This is a genomic window from Peribacillus sp. V2I11, from assembly GCF_030817135.1.
GTDB lineage: Bacteria > Bacillota > Bacilli > Bacillales > DSM-1321 > Peribacillus > Peribacillus simplex.
In genome coordinates, this window is the sequence record NZ_JAUSYW010000001.1 from 4,015,325 (window position 1) to 4,033,584 (window position 18,260).

Below are 18,260 nucleotides of genomic sequence, written 5' to 3' on the forward strand. Positions count from 1 at the left end.
GCAAAAAACATTGGTTTTTAGGAAAGAATAAAGTTTATATAACTCTAGGAGGGAAACCACATGAAATTCAGCGAAAAAGATCAAACGAGCTTAAGCGGAGGCAATCAGGTATTGGGTGTCGATTTTCACGATTTCATCCAAAAGGAACAAAGCGCAAACCTTGTTGAAATGGCATCCGAATTCGGAGTCAATGTCCGTACGATCAAAAATCTGAAAAAACATTTGAACCAATAAAATGCGACAAAATCCTCAGTCTGCCTTGACATTTGATGTTAACGTCCGTATGATTATAAAGTATCAGACTTATTACTGCAATAACCAATGATGGAGAAGAGTAATTAAGAAACACATGAAAAGAGAGGAAATGCCGAGGCTGAAAGCATTCCACATGATGACTTAATGAAAGAACCCTCCGTAGGCTTCACTCCGAACGGATTTACTTAATAGGAGATGGACGTAAAACAGGCGTTAACTGTTTTTGAGCGGGGGCACTTTTTTTGTGCTTCAACTAGGGTGGCACCACGGGATATCCAAACTCTCGTCCCTTGTAACATATAAGTTACAAGGGGCGGGAGTTTTTTGTTTGGAAAAAATCAGTATAGCGCCGTATCAGAAAGGGCGCCTTGCTTTAAAGGAGGAAACATACATGTCTATTCAGATTCCTAGAGGTACCCAGGATTTACTGCCTGGCCAAACGGAAATTTGGCAGTATATCGAAAACACAGCGCGTGAGATTTGTCACCGTTACCAATATAAGGAAATCCGCACTCCGATTTTTGAGCACACGGAATTATTTTTACGTGGCGTAGGGGATACAACCGATATCGTTCAAAAAGAGATGTATACATTTCAAGATCGCGGCGAAAGGAACTTAACCCTTCGTCCGGAAGGCACTGCATCGGTTGTACGGTCATATATCGAGAACAAAATGTTCGGGTGGGCCAATCAACCGGTCAAGCTTTATTATATCGGGCCGATGTTCCGTTACGAACGTCCGCAAGCAGGTCGGTTCCGCCAGTTCGTTCAATTCGGCATCGAAGCTTTAGGAAGTAAGGATCCCGGAATCGATGCAGAGGTTCTGTCACTTGCGATGAACCTGTACAAGGAACTTGGTTTGAAAAAGCTGAAACTTGTGATCAACAGCCTTGGTGATAAGGAAAGCCGGACAGCGCATCGCAATGCGTTAATCAAACATTTCGAACCCCGCATCGGCGAGTTTTGCGGCGATTGTCAAAACCGTCTGGAAAAAAATCCTTTGCGTATCCTGGATTGCAAAAAGGATCACGATCACGAATTGATGAACACGGCTCCGTCCATCATTGAATATTTAAATGATGAATCCCGCATTTATTTCGAAAAGGTGAAACAGCACTTAACCGATTTGGAAATCGATTTCGTCGAAGATCCGACCCTAGTGCGGGGCTTGGATTATTATAATCATACCGCCTTTGAAATCATGAGTGATGCAGAAGGCTTTGGCGCCATCACCACCCTTTGCGGAGGCGGCCGTTATAACGGGCTGGCTGAAGAACTTGGCGGACCGGAAACGCCCGGAATCGGCTTTGCACTTAGCATTGAACGCCTGATCGCTGCCCTCCAAGCAGAAAACATCGAGCTTCCGATCAAAAAGGGAATTGACTGCTATCTTGTCTCATTAGGCGAAACAGCCAAGGATTATACCGTCAAACTTGCCCATCAATTGCGGATTGCCGGTTTTACCGTCGAAAAAGACTATCAAGACCGTAAAGTGAAAGCACAATTCAAATCAGCCGACCGTCTCGAAGCAAGATATGTGGCGACACTCGGGGATGATGAATTGGCAAATAATAAAATCAATGTGAAGTTCATGGAAACCGGTGAACAAGTCCAAATGGAACTTGCTACATTCGTTGAACAATTCAAAAAGCTACAGGCTTAAGGGGGAAATACCATGTTTGGCAGAACATACTTCAATGGTGAAGTGACAGAAGCAGCTATTGGTGAAAAAGTAACATTAAAAGGATGGGTACAAAAACGCCGGGATTTGGGCGGGGTCATCTTCATCGACCTACGTGACAGAAGCGGAGTCGTCCAAGTCGTTTTCAATCCGGACATTTCGGCGGACGCGCTGGCAACAGCCGAAAAAATCCGTAATGAATACGTCCTTGATATCCAAGGGACAGTCATCAAACGTGATGAAGCCAACTTCAATCCGAACGTAACAACAGGGACCGTCGAAGTTCAAGCCGAAAGCGTCACAATTTTAAACGAAGCTAAAACCCCTCCTTTCATCATTGATGAAAGAACGGATGTATCAGAAGACATCCGCTTGAAATATCGTTATTTGGACCTGCGTCGTCCAGCGATGTTCGAAACGTTGAAAATGCGTAACCAAACAACAAAATCGATCCGTGATTACTTGGATGGTGAAGGCTTCCTTGATATCGAAACACCTATCTTAACAAAAAGTACACCTGAAGGAGCACGTGATTATTTAGTGCCTAGCCGTGTACACGAAGGGGAGTTCTATGCACTTCCGCAGTCGCCGCAAATCTTCAAGCAGCTATTGATGGTATCCGGTTTCGAACGTTATTATCAAATTGCCCGCTGTTTCCGTGATGAAGACTTACGTGCTGACAGACAGCCTGAATTCACGCAAATCGATATCGAAACAAGCTTCATGAGCCAAGAAGATATCATTAACACCGCAGAAAACATGATGGCTAAAGTGATGAAAGACGTTAAAGGACTGGACGTAGCACTTCCATTCCCTAGAATGACATACAATGAAGCAATGAGCCGTTACGGTTCCGACAAACCGGATACACGCTTCGGAATGGAACTTAAAGACGTTTCCGAAATCGTCAAAGACAGTGATTTCAAAGTGTTCACCGGCGCTGTTGCAAACGGCGGACAAGTTAAGGCGATCGTCGTTAAGGACGGAAATGCGGATTATTCCCGTAAAGATATTGATGGATTGGCTGAATTTGCAGCGATTTACGGTGCAAAAGGCCTTGCATGGCTGAAAGTTGAAGAAGACGGCGTAAAAGGGCCGATCGCCAAATTCTTCGCAGAAGACCAAGAACAATTAGTATCTGTATTGGAAGCTGAAGTAGGCGATCTAATCTTATTCGTGGCGGATAAGAAAGGCATAGTCGCTGATGCACTTGGAGCACTTCGCAACAAGCTTGGTAAAGAAAGAGGCTTGATCGATCAAAGCAAATTCAACTTCCTATGGGTGACGGACTGGCCATTACTTGAATATGACGAAGAAGAAGGACGCTACTATGCAGCACATCATCCTTTCACAATGCCATTCCGTGAAGACATGGACAAATTGGAATCAGACCCAGCAAGCGTCCGTGCCCAAGCATATGACCTTGTCTTGAACGGCTACGAACTTGGCGGTGGATCACTGCGGATATTCGAACGCGACGTTCAGGAAAAAATGTTCAAAGTACTTGGATTCTCCGAAGAAGAAGCAAAAGAACAATTCGGCTTCCTAATGGATGCATTCGAATACGGAACGCCTCCACACGGCGGAATCGCCCTTGGACTGGACCGCATGGTCATGCTGCTTGCAGGCCGCACGAACCTTCGCGACACCATCGCGTTCCCGAAAACAGCAAGCGCAAGCGACCTGCTCGTTGACGCACCGAGTACTGTAAGTGACAAGCAATTGGCCGAACTTAACCTAAGGCTTGCTGCACTTAAAAAATAATTCATTTGGGAAAAATATGAAAATATACCTAGGTGCTTTCTCTTGAAACAGAGTAAAGCATTATGATATGATATCTTCAATAAGTAAGAGTCCTGATGTGTTCGTTCTTTAACCTATAAGTTTTGACCGAACACTTATAGTTACCGGGAGCACTAGTTTCTTGGCCGCGTAAAAGCCTCCCTCGAAGAGGACTTACAAACGCGAGGAACCGAGCACCCACCTGCGGAGAGCGGGTTCAAAACAAAGGCGTAAACGGCACAATTGGGACTCTTACACCTTACAAAGCAACTCATGTTAAATAACATGGGTTTTTTTGTGCGTGAAAATAGTGAACTTACGAGTAAATGGCGGAAACTCACGAGTAAATAGTGAATTCACGAGTAAATGGTGCAAATTCACGAGTAAATAGTGAATTCACGAGTAAATGGCGAGAACTCACGAGTAAATGGTGCAAATTCACGAGTAAATAGTGAATTCACGAGTAAACTGCAAATCCACGAGTAAAAGGCGAGAACTCACGAGTAAATGGTGCAAATTCACGAGTAAACTGCATAAATTCACGAGTAAATAGTGAATTCACGAGTAGAAGGCGGAAACTCACGAGTAAACGAGCCAAACTCACGAGTAAAACGCAAATTCACGAGTAAAAGGCGAGAACTCACGAGTAAATGGTGCAAATTCACGAGTAAACTGCATAAATTCACGAGTAAATGGCGGAATCTCACGAGTAAACTGCAAATTCACGAGTAAAAGGCGAGAATTCACGAGTAAATGGTGCAAATTCACGAGTAAATGGCGGAAACTCACGAGTAAACTGCGGAAATTCACGAGTAAAACGCAAACTCACGAGTTAGCTACAAATCTCAAGAATAAAACAGAGCAAACTCACGGTAAAACGTCTGATTTCAGATCCTAGCAGGAAAAAAGGGCATTAACAAAGAAGCTAAAGGAGAAGGAGTTGATGTATGGATGCTAAAACCGTGTGAAAGGCCTATGAAAATGCTTAAACTGGAGGCATTAAGCAGGAGGCTATCAGCAAATCATCCAAAACAGGAAAGAATAAGGAACGATTTCCGGAAAATCCGTACTGGATTTAATGGGGAGCGGAGTATCGGAAAAGAGTTGAAGGATCTTCCAAAGGAATATCGAGTGTTACATGATTTGAGGTTAAGCTATAAAGGGAGCCGTTATTTTCAAATGGATTTCCTAATAATCACCCGGAATTACTGTATCATCATTGAAGTGAAAAACTTTGCGGGAATGCTCTATTTTGACCGCAACTATCCCCAATTGATTCGGACAAAAGATGGCCAGGAACAGGCATATCTAGATCCGCTAATCCAGGTAGAGGTGCAAAAAACACGATTAAATGAGTGGCTTACTTTTAACAAATTCCCCTCGCTGCCGATTGAAACACTCATTGCCAATGCAAACTCGAATACCATCATCAGGACTACCCCAGGTTTTACCCCCATTTTTAATAAAATAACGGGAAAAGAAACCCTGATCTCCAAAATTCTCACCCTTGAAGAAAAGTATCCTTCTGAGCAATTAACCCAAAGGCAAAGCAATAGACTTTCGAACACGATTCTGCAAAAAAACACTCCGTATAATCCTGATATACTGGAATTGTATCAAATCGATGAGCAAGATCTGCTTAAAAGTGTTCAATGTCCTGAATGCTCTACTCTCCATATGCAATATCACTGGGGCAAATGGTCATGCGGTCAATGTTCTTACACTTCCAAAGATGCCCACATTCAAACTCTTCGTGATTTCTCTCTCCTCATAAAACCCAATATAACAAATAAACAAGCAAGGCTCTTCTTACAAATAGATTCAATTGATATCATGCAACGGATGCTATCTGCAATGGAATTGCCTTATTCGGGGCAATTTAAAAATAGAGCTTATAGACTTGATGGATTAATTCACGGGTAAATATTGTGAATTCACGAGTAAAAGGCGGAAACTCACGAGTAAATGGCGCAAACTCACGAGTAAAAGGCGTAAATTCACGAGTAAATGAGCCAAATTCACGAGTAAATAGTGAATTCACGAGTAAACGGCACAAACTCACGAGTAAACTGCATAAACTCACGAGTAAACGGCGCAAATTCACGAGTAAAAGGCGCAAATTCACGAGTAAATGGTGCAAACGCACGAGTAAAACTATCTTCAAATATCCCCATTTAAGTAACATTCCGCATTATAGATTCGTAAATTATAGTAAGGTTGAGCAATAGTCAGCCAAGGATAGAAAGTAGTGAGGGCTTTGAAAGATTTATTGTATGCAAAGAGGATGGAAATGCTTCAATTAGTGGAGCGGCTAGTGAATATAGATAGTGGTTCTCATACGAAAAAGGGTATTGATGAAATTGGTTCGATTTTAAAAACGAAATTTGAAAGCCTGGATTTTATTGTAAATACCGTTGAGCAGCAGAATTATGGCAATCAGCTGGTCATCCAGCATCGTGAGGCGCTTCAGCCGCATATTCTGGTCGTCGCCCATATGGATACGGTTTTTCCAGAAGGGACAGCGCAAAAACGTCCTTTTAAAGTGAAGGGAAATCGGGCATACGGTCCTGGTGTAGCGGATATGAAGGCTAGTTTGGTGGAGCTTTTTTATGCGATCCTTTGCTTGAAACAGACGGGGCAGACAGGCTATAAGCATATACAAATCATCCTTAATAGTGATGAGGAGATCGGGTCTCCGTCCTCCGCTTCACTCATATCGGAAAAAGCGGCCAATAAGAAGTTCGCGTTAATTCTTGAACCGGCAAGGACGGACGGTTCGCTTGTCACGGCAAGAAGGGGCTGCGGTCAGTTTAAAGTGGATATCGTCGGGGTGGCCGCCCATTCAGGGATCGAACCGGAAAAGGGACGAAGTGCAATTGAAGAATTGGCCCATAAGATCATCGCCTTACACCGATTGAATGATCAAAAGACAGGAATCAGCGTTAATGTCGGTATTATTGAAGGAGGTTCCGCTGTCAATATGATCGCTTCCCATGCGGCTGCTTTTGTGGATGTGCGGATTTCGGAAAAAAAGCAGGAAGGCATCATCCTCAAGCAACTGAAAAAAATCTGTGCTGAAACATATATTCCAGGGACGAAAACGACATTAAGCGGGAAAATGGACCGGTCTCCCATGGAAAAGAATGAGAAAACGAACTTGCTTTTAGAGACGATCCGTCAGGCTGGGAAGGAAATCGGCATCGAAATCACGGATACGGCCACGGGTGGGGGTTCGGATGCTTCCATCACTTCTGATTTGGGAATCGCGACAGTGGATGGACTCGGGCCCATTGGAGGGAATGCACATAGTGAAGAGGAGTATTTGGAAATACCAAGCCTGGCGGAAAGGACTCTCCTTTTGGCAACCGTCATTCAAAAATTATCAAAAATGACCTAGCACACTAATTCCGATTAGACTGCTCATATTTCGCTTGTCATAAATGATGTTTATGATATATTGTTAATTGGGAAGCTAAATAAGAACAGAATTTATTGGAGTTGAATATATATGCTGCATCAGTTTTCACGAAATGAATTGGCAATTGGCAAGGAAGGAATCGATATTCTGAAAAACACGACCGTTGCTGTCCTGGGTGTGGGAGGCGTTGGTTCTTTTTCAGCCGAGGCATTGGCACGTACGGGAATAGGCCGTATTATTCTTGTGGATAAAGACGATGTCGACATCACAAATGTAAACAGGCAGATCCATGCTCTATTATCAACGGTCGGTCAACCGAAAGCGGAATTGATGAAAAATCGCATTCAGGACATCAATCCCGACTGCGAAGTGATCGCTCTTAAAATGTTCTATACAGAAGAGACGTTTGAGGAATTCTTCAGTTATGGCCTGGACTATGTAATTGATGCATCAGATACGGTCATTTATAAGATTCATGTGATGAAGGAATGCCTGAAACGGAATATCAAGGTGATTTCAAGCATGGGGGCCGCTAATAAGATGGACCCGACACGTTTTCAAATTGCCGATATCTCCAAAACGCATACCGATCCGCTTGCCAAGGTCATTCGTACTAGATTGCGTAAAGAGGGCATAACAAAGGGAATTCCCGTTGTTTTCTCCGACGAGAGCCCTATTGTCATTCGTGAGGATGTCAGAAAAGAAGTCGGCAATGATGAGGCTAAAATCCGCAAAGCCCAAATGCCTCCGTCTTCGAATGCTTTCGTACCGTCCGTAGCTGGCTTAATTGCAGCAAGCTGGGTGATCAATGATATTTTAAAAGACATTGAAGTTCGCCGTGTGAACGATTGATAAAAAGTAACTGACTCTATAAAGGGTCAGTTTTTTTTTGTCAAATAGAAGATATTCCTTTTAATAACTTTTTTATCCATATCATATAGACGGGGTCGAAAGAATGAGATACACTGTTTTCAGAATATTATTTTTATTCTGATATTCTATTTGTTTAAAAGTACATACAAAACAAGGGGGTTTCAAATGAAGAAGAAAAAGCTAGCAGGAGTGTTTCTATCACTTTCATTGGTTGCAGGGGCGCTGGCAGGTTGTAGCGGCGACTCGAAAACTAGCAGTTCAGGCGGGGGCTCATCAAAATCGGGTGACACGATTAAAATTGGGGCCAACCTTGAATTGTCCGGAGGTACGGCATCATTCGGCCAATCGGCTGCCGATGGTTTGAAACTGGCCATCGATGAAATTAATAAAGAAGGCATCGATGGTAAAAAACTGGAAATTGTCAAGGTTGATAATAAATCAGATGCAGCCGAAGCTACAAGCGGTTCGATCAAGTTAGTCAGCCAGGACAAAGTTGTGGCTGTAGTCGGATCTGCGACAAGCACGAATACATTGGCGCAGGTTCAGGTCGCACAGGATAATCAAGTTCCTCTACTCACACCAACTGCAACAAATCCCGACATCACCAACAAAGCTGGAAAATTAAATGATTATGTGTTCAGAACTTGCTTCATCGATCCATTCCAAGGTACGGTGGCTGCCAATTTCGCATCTGACGAAATAGGGGCGAAGACGGCTGCGATCTATGTGGATAGCGCAAGTGATTATTCTAAAGGATTGGCCGCAGCTTTTAAAGAAGCGTTCACTGCCAAGGGCGGTAAAATCGTGGCGGAAGAAGCTTATGTAACGAAAGATACTGATTTCCGCTCTACATTGACACGTATCAAATCCGCAAAACCAGAGTTCGTATTCCTTCCTGGTTATTATGAAGAAGTCGGATTGATCTTAAAACAGGCGCGTGAAGACGGCATAGACCTTCCATTCATGGGTGGGGACGGCTGGGATTCCCCGAAGGTCGTTGAAATTGCCGGAGCGGAGGCTTTAAAAAATACTTATATCACGAATCACTATTCACCGGAAGATGAAGATGCAAAAATCCAGGATTTCGTTGCAGCCTTCGAAAAGGAATACGATAAAACACCGGATGCCTTTGCCGCACTTGGCTATGACACTGGGTACTACCTGGCTGATGCCATCAAGAGATCTGGAGATGCTTCCCCCGAAAAAATCAGACAAGCGTTGGAAGATGTCAAAGATCTTAAACTAGTTTCCGGAACGCTGAACCTTGATGAAAATCATGATCCGATCAAATCGGCGACCATCTTGGAATATGTGGATGGCAAACAAACATTCAAGACAAAAATCAATCCATAATACCTTACGTGGATAGGGGGCAAGTCCCCCCTATTCTATATTCACTTAAAAAACACCTTAACGGGGAGAGTGCAATATGGAACTGATTCAGCAATTGGTAAATGGCATTTCACTCGGAAGCATTTATGCTTTGATCGCGCTTGGTTATACGATGGTATATGGAATCGTCAAGCTCATAAACTTCGCCCATGGCGACGTATTCATGGTCGGTTCATTTGTAGGGTTTTACGCCATTACCGTCATGGACTTATCCTTCATACCGGCTTTATTGATTTCGATGGTCACATGTGCCATCTTTGGCGTTTTAATTGAACGGATTGCTTATAAACCCCTTCGTAATGCAACACGGATTGCGGCCTTGATAACGGCCATCGGTGTTTCCCTCCTGATAGAAAATGGGCTGATTTACATCCGGGGTGCCCAGCCGGAAGCCTATCCAAATAATGTCCTTCCGATGGATAAACTCGATATATTGGGAGTTTCCATCAGCAGTCAATCGATATTGATCTTATCTGTATCCATCATTTTAATGATCATCCTGCAATTCGTTGTCCATAAAACCAAAATCGGCAAAGCGATGCGTGCCGTTTCATTCGATTCCGAAGCCGCTAAGCTGATGGGAATCAATGTGAATAATACGATTTCAGCTACATTCGCCATAGGTTCGGCCCTGGCAGGGGCGGCTGGTGTCATTTTTGGAATCTACTATATTAAAATCGAGCCGTTGATGGGTGTCCTTCCTGGCCTTAAAGCATTTGTTGCAGCCGTCCTGGGCGGCATCGGCATCATTCCGGGAGCGATGGTCGGCGGACTTCTGCTTGGAGTGATCGAGGCTTTGGTCAGTGCAGCCGGTTACTCATTATGGCGCGATGGTGTGGCTTTCGTCGTACTTATCTTGATTTTGATTTTCTTGCCGCAGGGACTGTTCGGTAAAAATAAAAGAGAAAAAGTATAGGGGAGACATGGCGATGACTACTTTAAAGAATTCAAAGGGTTTTTGGCTCTCGATCGTGCTCGCACTTATTTTTTTCGGAATCATGCAGTACACCATTTCAAACGGTATGCTCAATCCATTTTATATCAACACGCTCATGTTCATCGGCATCAATATCATGCTGGCGACGAGCCTTCATTTAATCATTGGAATAACCGGGCAGTTCTCGATCGGGCATGCAGGTTTTTTAGCGGTCGGTGCCTATGCTTCAGCAGTCATGACAATGAAGCTGGAACTTCCTTTCATCATGGCTGTATTGGCTGGGGGCGTAATAGCCGCTGTTGCGGGTATGGTGATCGGGATACCCAGCTTGCGCCTGAAGGGGGACTACCTGGCGATAGCCACCCTTGGATTTGGGGAAATTGTCCGGATCGTCCTTTTGAATATTGATTATGTAGGCGGGGCAAGCGGGATGCAGGTATCCCACCTGACTACTTGGCCATGGGTTTTTGCCTGTGTCATGATAACGGTATTAGTCATCAGGAATTTCACCAATTCAACTCACGGACGTGCATGCATATCCGTAAGGGAAGATGAAACGGCGGCTGATGCGATGGGAATCAATACGACCTATTATAAAGTGGCGGCTTTTGTCATCGGAGCTTTTTTTGCCGGAATTGCCGGATCGCTTTATGCCCATAATTTTTATATTATCCAGCCATCGAATTTCGGTTTCCTGAAATCCTTCGATATACTGATTTTCGTCGTACTTGGCGGTCTTGGAAGTCTTTCAGGTTCGGTTTTGGCTGCCATTTTACTGACGATCGTGACGACATTCCTTCAGGATTATCCGGAAACGAGGATGATCATCTACAGTCTTGTCCTGATCTTGATGATGATCTTCCGCCCACAGGGTTTAATGGGCACAAGAGAAATCACATCATTGTTCACAAATAAAAAAACGAAAGGGGGCCCAAAGGATGGAAGCCACAATACCGTTGCTTAAAGTAGATTCCGTGGGTATCCGTTTTGGCGGATTGAAAGCGGTGTCCGATGTGAACGTGGAATTATTTCCAGGGGAACTTGTCGGCCTGATCGGACCGAACGGAGCTGGGAAAACGACCTTCTTCAATTTATTGACGGGTGTGTATGTCCCTACAGAAGGAACGATTGCCTTGAACGGGGAAAATCTAAATAAGCAGCCGCCTTATAAAATTACCCGAAAAGGGATCTCGAGGACCTTTCAAAATATTCGCCTCTTCAGTGAGTTATCCGTGATCGATAACGTGAAGGTTGCTTACCACTCGCTTGCCAAGCATGGAATTGCAAGCTCCATATTCCGGGTGCCGGGACATTTTTCCGGGGAAAAGGAAATGGATGAAAAGGCGCTGGAATTCTTGAGGATTTTCAATCTTGACCATTTTAAGGATGAAAAAGCGAAGAATCTTCCATACGGACAGCAAAGGCGGCTGGAAATCGCCCGTGCCCTTGCCGCCAATCCGAAACTTCTTTTACTTGACGAACCCGCAGCCGGGATGAACCCGCATGAAACGAAAGAATTGATGAACCTCATCGCTTTTATCCGGAGGGAATTCAACCTTACCGTTTTGCTCATCGAACATGATATGTCACTGGTCATGGGGGTATGCGAAAGGATTTATGTCCTTGATCATGGACAGCTTATCGCTCACGGAAAGCCGGAAGAAATCCGCAACGATCCAAAGGTTATCGAGGCATATCTAGGGGAGGAGGTTTCCTGATGCTGAAAATAGAGGACATCAATGTTTATTATGGCAATATCCAAGCGTTAAAAGGGGTTTCCATGGAGATAAACGAAGGGGAGATCGTGACTTTGATCGGGGCGAACGGAGCGGGAAAAAGCACACTGCTCAAAACGATTTCCGGTCTGTTAAAACCAAAGCAAGGAAAAGTCCTGTTCGAAGGAGATCCGATTGGAGGAAAAGCTGCACAGTCCATCGTGAAAATGGGCATCTCCCATGTACCTGAAGGGCGGCGTGTCTTCGCCAACATGACGGTTGCCGAAAACCTGGAACTGGGGGCTTATTTGCGAAAAGACAAAGAGGGCATCAATAAAGATATGGAAAAGGTCCATGAGTTATTTCCGAGGCTGCTGGAGAGAATCAAACAGCAGGCCGGCACCCTATCCGGCGGTGAACAGCAGATGCTTGCAATGGGCCGGGCTTTAATGGCGAAACCACGTTTATTACTGCTCGATGAACCTTCGATGGGCCTTGCACCGCTTCTGGTGAAGCAAATATTCAACATCATCCAGGAAATCAGTGAGTCCGGCACAACAATCCTTTTGGTCGAGCAAAACGCAAACCTCGCTTTATCCATTGCAGACCGGGCCTATGTAGTTGAAACGGGCCGAATCGTCCTGTCGGGCAATGCCGAGGAACTAACATCGAGTGAAGAAATTAAAATGGCTTATTTAGGAGGCCACTGAACCGCCGTTTGGCGGTTTTTTTATTTGATATGGGGATATGCAAAATATACAGGAAGATAAAAGAGATCAGGAGCTTCATGCATGATTTTATACATCCAATATAGTATTATTCAATTTTGATATAGGAATTAAGGCTAAAAAAGCGTGAAAAAACTGGGTTTAATTCCCTATCGTTATACTTGTATTTTGGTAAAAATGTAAGTAATAGGATGAAAAAAATAAGAGAATGAATAAAATTTTTTGTTCAGTAAATAAGGAATTTGCAATATCAATATAATTCCATTATCAGTTTTTTCTGATTATAATGCCTATTTTCTCAATATTTAAAATATATAAAGATAAAAATGATGCAGTGCTCCCTGTGAAAAATATCCTATTTAGCAAAATCTTCTCGTAATTATTGTATAGACGGAATGAAAATTATGCGGTAAACTATTTTTCGAAATATTAATTTAATTTGAAACATTTCATCTAATCAATTTTTTTCTGAAGCATCATGAATAAATATTCATGCATCAGAGCTTGATTACAAAATGGGGGGATTATTTATGAAAAAGAAAAAATTAGCAAGTGCATTCCTTTCTCTAACACTTGCTGCAGGAGTGCTAGCGGGTTGTTCCGGCTCTGGTTCATCTGAAAAATCAAGCGGAGATGGAGATACGATCAAGATCGGTGTCAACCTTGAATTATCAGGCGGTGTCGCTTCATATGGACAATCGATTGCAGAAGGCCTGGAGCTTGCGACTGCAGAAATCAATAAAGAAGGCATTGACGGTAAAAAAATCAAACTAATTAAAGTCGATAATAAATCTGAAGCGTCCGAAGCGACAAGCGGAGCGATCAAGCTGACATCACAAGATCAGGTTGCAGCGATCGTAGGCGCAGCGACAAGCACGAACTCGATTGCACAAGTACAGATTGCCCAAGATAATAAAGTGCCGGTCATCTCACCATCTGGTACAAGCCCTGAAATCACTTTCAGCAAGGATAAATTGAACGATTACATTTTCAGGACAAGCTTCATCGATCCGTTCCAAGGGACGGTAGCTGCGAATTTCGCCACTAAAGAAATCAAAGCGAAAAGTGCAGCCATCTATATTGACAGCGCAAGTGATTATTCAAAAGGGTTAGCCGCAGCCTTTAAAGAACAATTCGAAAAAAATGGCGGAAAGATCGTGGCTGAGGAAGCTTACATTGCGAAGGATACTGATTTCCGTTCCACATTGACTCGTTTGAAATCGGCAAAACCTGATTTCATTTTCCTTCCTGGTTACTATGAGGAAGCTGGTCTGATCGTGAAGCAGGCACGCGAAACTGGACTTGACGTTCCATTCATGGGCGGCGACGGCTGGGATTCTCCTAAGCTAATTGAAATTGCCGGTGCAAAAGCTCTAAATAACACGTTCATCACGAACCATTATTCTTCAGGTGACCCTGATGAGAAAATTCAGAATTTTGTGTCAGCATTTAAAGCGAAGTACAAAGATAAATCCCCGGATGCATTTAACGCTCTAGGATATGACACAGGATACTTCCTTGCAGACGCGATTAAACGTGCCGGTTCAGCGGATTCAGAAAAAATCAAGGAAGCGCTGGAAAAAACGGCTGACCTTGAGCTTGTAACGGGTACATTCACATTGGATGAAAAACATAATCCAATCAAATCTGCTACGATCCTTGAATTTAAAGAAGGAAAACAAGTATTCAACACAAAAATCAATCCTTAATTTCGGAGAACAACTCCAACCCTTTCGCCGGCCCTTCATTAATAAGAAGGTGCTGGCGAATTCTCATTTTTCAAGCATACCAGCTCGCTGAACATCCCCTAAGAGGAATGCAAAGGGCCTGGACTTATCACTTATAAAATTTAGATTTTCAAGGAGAGTCGAACATGGAATTGATACAACAGTTAATAAACGGGGTTTCACTAGGAAGTATTTATGCCCTTATCGCTCTCGGATATACGATGGTTTACGGGATTGTCAAATTGATAAACTTCGCACATGGCGATGTATTCATGGTCGGCTCATTCGTTGGTTTTTACTCGATAACGGTTCTGGATCTGTCATTCTTGCCCGCCCTATTAATCTCGATGACGGTCTGTGCGCTGTTTGGGGTATTGATTGAGCGTATCGCGTACAAGCCATTGCGTAACGCAACACGTATTGCGGCACTTATCACTGCCATCGGTGTTTCCCTTTTGATCGAATACGGATTCATCTACGTCCGCGGTGCACAGCCGGAAGCTTATCCGAATGATGTATTGCCGACAGACAAGTTCAATATTTTTGGAGTTTCCATCAATAGTCAATCGGTTTTGATTTTTGGAGTGGCTGTAGTCCTGATGATCATCCTTCAAATCATCGTTCATAAATCAAAAATAGGAAAAGCGATGCGTGCCGTTTCCTTCGACGCGGATGCAGCCAAGCTGATGGGGATAAATGTCGATAACACGATTTCTGCCACCTTTGCAATCGGTTCCGCTTTGGCTGGGGCAGCGGGCGTCATTTTCGGTATTTATTATATTAAGATCGAGCCGCTCATGGGTGTGCTTCCGGGATTGAAGGCATTCGTTGCCGCCGTACTTGGAGGGATCGGGATCATACCGGGCGCGATGGTCGGCGGACTATTGCTAGGTGTCATCGAAGCTTTGGTCAGTGCCGCCGGTTACTCATTATGGCGTGATGCTGTAGCCTTCGTCGTACTGATTCTTATCTTGATTTTCATGCCACAAGGCTTATTCGGTAAAAACAAAAAAGAAAAAGTATAGGGGAGACAAAGCAATGACTACAATTAAGCGAGCAAAAGGTTTTTGGCTCTCGATTTCACTATCATTGATCTTTTTCGCCGTAGTTCAAGTGTTAATCGGCGGCGGATCGCTAAATCCTTTTTATCAAAATACGCTCATGTTCATCGGGATCAATATCATTCTGGCAGCGAGTCTGCACTTGATCATCGGGATAACCGGGCAGTTCTCGATCGGACATGCCGGATTCCTGGCAGTCGGTGCCTATGCTTCAGCCGTCATGACGATGAAGCTGGAAATGCCATTTTATGCGGCATTGATAGTTGGCGGTTTGGCGTCAGCGGTGGCAGGATTGATCATCGGAATTCCAAGCTTGCGCTTAAAAGGTGACTACCTGGCGATTGCGACCCTGGGTTTTGGGGAAATCGTCCGGATCATGCTTTTGAATATCGATTATGTCGGCGGGGCGAGCGGCATGCAGGTTTCCCATTTGACCACTTGGCCGTGGGTATTCGCTTCCGTCATCGTTACGATCATCGTCATCCGAAACTTTACTAGCTCGACCCATGGCAGGGCCTGCATATCGATCCGCGAGGACGAGACGGCTGCCGATTCGATGGGAATCAATACGACCTATTACAAAGTTGTCGCGTTTGCGATCGGTGCTTTTTTTGCCGGTATTGCTGGAGGGCTTTACGCTCATAACTTCTATATCATCCAGCCATCGAACTTCGGATTCCTGAAATCATTCGATATTTTGATCCTAGTCGTACTTGGCGGTCTTGGAAGTCTCTCCGGTGCCGTATTGGCCGCGATATTATTGACGGTCGTCACGACTTTCCTGCAGGATTATCCGGAAACACGAATGATCATCTACAGCCTTGTGCTTATCGTGATGATGCTCTACCGTCCGCAAGGTTTAATGGGAACAAAGGAAATAACATCCATGTTCAAACGTAAAGGAGGAAGCAGCCATGAAAAAAATAAAAACACCGCTGCTTAAAGTCGATTCGGTCGGCATCCAGTTCGGAGGGCTTAAAGCCGTTTCTGATGTTAACGTCGAATTATATCCAGGAGAACTAATTGGCTTGATCGGGCCGAACGGAGCTGGAAAAACAACTTTCTTTAACTTGCTGACAGGAGTTTACGTCCCGACGGAGGGCACGATTTCTTTGGAAGGTGAGAACTTAAGAAAACTGCCTCCATATAAAATCACGCAAAAAGGGATCAGCCGGACATTCCAGAACATTCGCTTGTTCAGTGAACTATCCGTGATCGATAATGTAAAAGTTGCCTATCATTCGCTTTCGAAGCATGGCATTTTAAGTTCGATCTTCCGCATGCCGATCCATTTTAAAGGCGAAAAGGAAATGGATGAAAAGGCGATTGAGTTCCTGAAGATCTTCAACCTTGATCAATATAAGGATGAAAAGGCGAAGAACCTGCCCTATGGTAAACAAAGACGTTTGGAAATCGCCCGTGCACTTGCAGCCAACCCGAAACTGCTTTTGCTGGATGAACCGGCTGCGGGGATGAACCCTCAGGAAACGCACGAGCTCATGAACCTGATTGCCCTCATCCGTGAGAAATTTGACTTGACCGTATTATTGATAGAACATGATATGCCGCTCGTCATGGGTGTTTGCGAACGCATATACGTACTCGATCACGGACAATTGATCGCTCAAGGAAAGCCTGAGGAAATCCGTAACAATCCAAAAGTCATCGAGGCCTATCTGGGCGAGGAGGTTTCATAATGTTAAAAATCGAGGACATCAACGTCTACTACGGAAACATTCAAGCCTTGAAAGGGATCTCGCTTTCTATTAACGAAGGCGAAATCGTAACCCTGATCGGGGCGAACGGAGCCGGGAAAAGCACGATGCTGAAGACCATTTCAGGCCTTTTAAAACCAAAACAAGGGAAAATCATATACGAAGGGCAATCCATCGGCGGAAAGGCAGCACAATCCATCGTGAAAATGGGCATTTCCCATGTCCCTGAAGGCCGGCGGGTCTTTGCTAACATGACCGTTGAAGAAAACCTTCAGCTTGGTGCTTATTTACGTAAGGATAAGGCAGGCATCAAGCAGGATATGGAGAAAGTCTATGAATTATTCCCGCGTTTGCTAGAGCGCCTGAAACAGCAATCCGGAACCCTTTCCGGCGGGGAACAGCAAATGCTCGCAATGGGCAGGGCACTCATGGCCAAGCCACGGCTTCTGTTATTAGACGAGCCATCCATGGGACTTGCTCCATTATTGGTGAAGCAAATCTTTCATATCATCGAAGAAATCAACAAAACGGGTACAACGATCCTGCTGGTCGAACAAAATGCCAACTTAGCACTATCCATCGCGGACAGAGCCTATGTTGTCGAAACCGGCCGAATCGTCCTATCAGGCAAATCAGAGGAACTGACCGCAAGCGAAGAAATCAAAAATGCCTATTTAGGGGGACATTAAACCTCTTTAAAGCGTTTCAGACTGCAGACAAACTCGAGGAAAAGCGAGTTTGCCTGCAGTTTTTTTGTTTGTAAAATTCGAACGTTGATTTCCACTCCAGGCACTCGCTTTCCGCGGGCGGTCCGGGAGCCTCCTCGGCTTGCGCCTGCGGGGTCTCCCTTGGACTCGCTTTTCCCGCAGGAGTCTCGCGCCTTTTGTTCCAATCAACTTTGTTTTAAAATTGTCGACAAACTGAGAGCGCTTTATCGCAGTTTTTTTGTTTTGTAAGAAAGTTAATTTTACTAGAT

Annotated in this window: 17 protein-coding genes, 1 other RNA gene and 1 other annotated feature; of the genes, 17 read left to right on the forward strand and 1 reads right to left on the reverse strand. The window is 44.3% G+C overall.

Translation table 11 applies throughout. The features are described 5' to 3' along the window. The first annotated feature begins 60 nt into the window (after positions 1-60). The 5 genes from QFZ73_RS19610 to QFZ73_RS19630 all read left to right on the forward strand — a co-directional run bounded on the left by QFZ73_RS19610 (position 61) and on the right by QFZ73_RS19630 (position 5,641). Positions 61-234 carry a hypothetical protein gene (locus tag QFZ73_RS19610; RefSeq protein WP_251428958.1) on the forward strand — a complete coding sequence of 58 codons (174 nt, stop codon included), beginning with the start codon at positions 61-63 and terminating at the stop codon, positions 232-234. A gap of 78 nt (positions 235-312) precedes the next feature. After that, positions 313-549 (forward strand) — a binding site (T-box leader). A gap of 97 nt (positions 550-646) precedes the next feature. Next, complete coding sequence (hisS, locus tag QFZ73_RS19615; RefSeq protein ID WP_307269657.1) at positions 647-1,918, forward strand: histidine--tRNA ligase; 1,272 nt, start codon at positions 647-649, stop codon at positions 1,916-1,918. Positions 1,919-1,930: 12 nt separating this feature from the next. Then, positions 1,931-3,700, forward strand: coding sequence for an aspartate--tRNA ligase (gene aspS, locus QFZ73_RS19620; protein WP_307269660.1), 1,770 nt, complete (start codon positions 1,931-1,933; stop codon positions 3,698-3,700). An 86-nt stretch (positions 3,701-3,786) separates the two neighbouring features. Then, a non-coding RNA gene (gene ssrS, locus QFZ73_RS19625) (6S RNA) lies at positions 3,787-3,972 on the forward strand. A 697-nt stretch (positions 3,973-4,669) separates the two neighbouring features. Further along, entirely contained in the window at positions 4,670-5,641 is a 972-nt protein-coding gene (locus QFZ73_RS19630; RefSeq protein ID WP_307269662.1) for an NERD domain-containing protein, read from the forward strand. Between the two features lie 95 nt (positions 5,642-5,736). Here QFZ73_RS19630 and QFZ73_RS19635 read toward each other — a convergent pair whose 3' ends face one another. Continuing rightward, positions 5,737-5,892 carry a hypothetical protein gene (locus QFZ73_RS19635; protein ID WP_307269664.1) on the reverse strand — a complete coding sequence of 52 codons (156 nt, stop codon included), beginning with the start codon at positions 5,890-5,892 and terminating at the stop codon, positions 5,737-5,739. A 116-nt stretch (positions 5,893-6,008) separates the two neighbouring features. Here QFZ73_RS19635 and QFZ73_RS19640 point away from each other — a divergent pair, with 116 nt between their 5' ends. From QFZ73_RS19640 to QFZ73_RS19695, 12 genes are all read left to right on the forward strand, one after another. Further along, entirely contained in the window at positions 6,009-7,115 is a 1,107-nt protein-coding gene (locus tag QFZ73_RS19640; RefSeq protein ID WP_307269665.1) for a M20 family metallopeptidase, read from the forward strand. Positions 7,116-7,226: 111 nt separating this feature from the next. Continuing rightward, the gene (locus QFZ73_RS19645) at positions 7,227-7,988 is read left to right on the forward strand and encodes a tRNA threonylcarbamoyladenosine dehydratase (RefSeq protein WP_307269668.1); all 762 of its coding nucleotides are present in this window, start codon (positions 7,227-7,229) and stop codon (positions 7,986-7,988) included. 186 nt (positions 7,989-8,174) lie between these two features. After that, positions 8,175-9,362 carry an ABC transporter substrate-binding protein gene (locus tag QFZ73_RS19650; protein ID WP_307269670.1) on the forward strand — a complete coding sequence of 396 codons (1,188 nt, stop codon included), beginning with the start codon at positions 8,175-8,177 and terminating at the stop codon, positions 9,360-9,362. 76 nt (positions 9,363-9,438) lie between these two features. Then, positions 9,439-10,317 carry a branched-chain amino acid ABC transporter permease gene (locus QFZ73_RS19655; protein WP_098369668.1) on the forward strand — a complete coding sequence of 293 codons (879 nt, stop codon included), beginning with the start codon at positions 9,439-9,441 and terminating at the stop codon, positions 10,315-10,317. A gap of 13 nt (positions 10,318-10,330) precedes the next feature. Further along, positions 10,331-11,302 carry a branched-chain amino acid ABC transporter permease gene (locus QFZ73_RS19660; protein WP_307269674.1) on the forward strand — a complete coding sequence of 324 codons (972 nt, stop codon included), beginning with the start codon at positions 10,331-10,333 and terminating at the stop codon, positions 11,300-11,302. After that, complete coding sequence (locus QFZ73_RS19665; protein ID WP_307269676.1) at positions 11,277-12,056, forward strand: ABC transporter ATP-binding protein; 780 nt, start codon at positions 11,277-11,279, stop codon at positions 12,054-12,056. Before QFZ73_RS19660 ends, QFZ73_RS19665 begins: the two co-directional genes overlap by 26 nt. After that, on the forward strand, positions 12,056-12,763 hold the full coding sequence (locus QFZ73_RS19670) for an ABC transporter ATP-binding protein (RefSeq protein WP_144479499.1): 708 nt from the start codon (positions 12,056-12,058) through the stop codon (positions 12,761-12,763). Before QFZ73_RS19665 ends, QFZ73_RS19670 begins: the two co-directional genes overlap by 1 nt. A gap of 548 nt (positions 12,764-13,311) precedes the next feature. Further along, entirely contained in the window at positions 13,312-14,490 is a 1,179-nt protein-coding gene (locus QFZ73_RS19675) for an ABC transporter substrate-binding protein (protein ID WP_251428930.1), read from the forward strand. 164 nt (positions 14,491-14,654) lie between these two features. Then, positions 14,655-15,533, forward strand: a complete 879-nt coding sequence (locus tag QFZ73_RS19680; RefSeq protein ID WP_251428927.1) for a branched-chain amino acid ABC transporter permease — start codon at positions 14,655-14,657, stop codon at positions 15,531-15,533. 13 nt (positions 15,534-15,546) lie between these two features. Then, complete coding sequence (locus QFZ73_RS19685) at positions 15,547-16,512, forward strand: branched-chain amino acid ABC transporter permease (protein WP_251428924.1); 966 nt, start codon at positions 15,547-15,549, stop codon at positions 16,510-16,512. Then, entirely contained in the window at positions 16,484-17,266 is a 783-nt protein-coding gene (locus QFZ73_RS19690; protein ID WP_034308746.1) for an ABC transporter ATP-binding protein, read from the forward strand. The genes QFZ73_RS19685 and QFZ73_RS19690 overlap by 29 nt, the downstream gene beginning before the upstream one ends. Continuing rightward, the gene (locus QFZ73_RS19695; protein ID WP_063232914.1) at positions 17,266-17,973 is read left to right on the forward strand and encodes an ABC transporter ATP-binding protein; all 708 of its coding nucleotides are present in this window, start codon (positions 17,266-17,268) and stop codon (positions 17,971-17,973) included. The genes QFZ73_RS19690 and QFZ73_RS19695 overlap by 1 nt, the downstream gene beginning before the upstream one ends. Positions 17,974-18,260 lie beyond the last annotated feature (287 nt).

Coding starts and splice junctions, on each gene's coding strand:
- QFZ73_RS19635 (WP_307269664.1), bottom strand. CDS start 5,892: ATGGGGATATTTGAAGATAGTTTTACTCGTGCGTTTGCACCATTTACT.
- QFZ73_RS19630 (WP_307269662.1), top strand. CDS start 4,670: ATGCTAAAACCGTGTGAAAGGCCTATGAAAATGCTTAAACTGGAGGCA.
- QFZ73_RS19685 (WP_251428924.1), top strand. CDS start 15,547: ATGACTACAATTAAGCGAGCAAAAGGTTTTTGGCTCTCGATTTCACTA.
- QFZ73_RS19660 (WP_307269674.1), top strand. CDS start 10,331: ATGACTACTTTAAAGAATTCAAAGGGTTTTTGGCTCTCGATCGTGCTC.
- QFZ73_RS19680 (WP_251428927.1), top strand. CDS start 14,655: ATGGAATTGATACAACAGTTAATAAACGGGGTTTCACTAGGAAGTATT.
- QFZ73_RS19670 (WP_144479499.1), top strand. CDS start 12,056: ATGCTGAAAATAGAGGACATCAATGTTTATTATGGCAATATCCAAGCG.
- QFZ73_RS19655 (WP_098369668.1), top strand. CDS start 9,439: ATGGAACTGATTCAGCAATTGGTAAATGGCATTTCACTCGGAAGCATT.
- QFZ73_RS19675 (WP_251428930.1), top strand. CDS start 13,312: ATGAAAAAGAAAAAATTAGCAAGTGCATTCCTTTCTCTAACACTTGCT.
- QFZ73_RS19610 (WP_251428958.1), top strand. CDS start 61: ATGAAATTCAGCGAAAAAGATCAAACGAGCTTAAGCGGAGGCAATCAG.
- QFZ73_RS19645 (WP_307269668.1), top strand. CDS start 7,227: ATGCTGCATCAGTTTTCACGAAATGAATTGGCAATTGGCAAGGAAGGA.
- QFZ73_RS19695 (WP_063232914.1), top strand. CDS start 17,266: ATGTTAAAAATCGAGGACATCAACGTCTACTACGGAAACATTCAAGCC.
- QFZ73_RS19665 (WP_307269676.1), top strand. CDS start 11,277: ATGGAAGCCACAATACCGTTGCTTAAAGTAGATTCCGTGGGTATCCGT.
- aspS (WP_307269660.1), top strand. CDS start 1,931: ATGTTTGGCAGAACATACTTCAATGGTGAAGTGACAGAAGCAGCTATT.
- QFZ73_RS19640 (WP_307269665.1), top strand. CDS start 6,009: ATGCTTCAATTAGTGGAGCGGCTAGTGAATATAGATAGTGGTTCTCAT.
- QFZ73_RS19650 (WP_307269670.1), top strand. CDS start 8,175: ATGAAGAAGAAAAAGCTAGCAGGAGTGTTTCTATCACTTTCATTGGTT.
- QFZ73_RS19690 (WP_034308746.1), top strand. CDS start 16,484: ATGAAAAAAATAAAAACACCGCTGCTTAAAGTCGATTCGGTCGGCATC.
- hisS (WP_307269657.1), top strand. CDS start 647: ATGTCTATTCAGATTCCTAGAGGTACCCAGGATTTACTGCCTGGCCAA.